Here is a 1,052-nt window from a genome sequence, read left to right on the forward strand (position 1 = left end):
CCCTCTACCGCGACGCGCCGCTGCACGCGCTGGGCGCCGCCGCGGACGCCGCCCGCCGGCGCCGCTACGCCGGCCGCGAGCACATCGCCACCTACATCATCGAACGCAACATCAACTACACCAACGTGTGCGTCACCGCGTGCCGGTTCTGCGCCTTCTACGCCCCGCCCACCAGCGCCAAGGGCTGGGTGCGCGACCTGGACGACATCCTGCGCCGCTGCGCGGAGACCGTGGAGCTGGGCGGCACCCAGATCATGTTCCAGGGCGGCCACCACCCCGACTTCGGCGTGGAGTACTACGAGCGGCACTTCCGCGCCATCAAGGAGGCCTTCCCCCAGCTGGTCATCCACTCCCTGGGCGCCTCCGAGGTGGCGCACATGGCCCGCGTCTCCCACGTCAGCGTCGAGGAGGCCATCACCCGCCTGCGCGAAGCCGGCCTGGACTCCTTCGCCGGCGCCGGCGCCGAGCTGCTGCCCGAACGCCCCCGCAAGGCGATCGCGCCGCTGAAGGAGTCCGGCGAGCGCTGGCTTCAGATCATGGAGACCGCGCACCGGCTGGGCGTGGAGTCCACCACCACCATGCTGATGGGCACCGGCGAGACCAACGCCGAGCGCATCGAGCACCTGCGCATGATCCGGGACGTGCAGGACCGCACCGGCGGCTTCCGCGCCTTCATCCCCTACACCTACCAGCCGGAGAACAACCACCTGAAGGGCCGCACCCAGGCCACCCTCTTCGAGTACCTGCGCATGATCGCCGTCGCCCGGCTGTTTTTGGACAACGTCGCGCACATCCAGGGCTCCTGGCTGACCACCGGCAAGGAGGTCGGCCAGCTCTCCCTGCACTACGGCGCCGACGACCTCGGCTCGATCATGCTGGAGGAGAACGTGGTCTCCTCCGCCGGCGCCCGGCACCGCGCCAACCTGCGGGAGCTGATCACGCTGATCCGCGCCGCGGGCCGCGTCCCGGCCCAGCGCTCCACCACCTACGAGCACCTCGTCGTGCACGACGACCCGGCGAACGACCCCGCCGACGAGCACATCACCTCCCAC

Annotated in this window: 1 protein-coding gene; it reads left to right on the forward strand. The window is 70.7% G+C overall.

Going from position 1 to position 1,052, the window contains the following annotated elements:
* A partial coding sequence (mqnC, locus tag IE225_RS32690; RefSeq protein WP_190061286.1) for a cyclic dehypoxanthinyl futalosine synthase occupies nt 1–1,052 on the forward strand: 1,052 nt, incomplete at both ends.

Origin of the sequence: Streptomyces echinoruber (genome assembly GCF_014651135.1) — a bacterium.
Taxonomy (GTDB): domain Bacteria; phylum Actinomycetota; class Actinomycetes; order Streptomycetales; family Streptomycetaceae; genus Streptomyces; species Streptomyces echinoruber.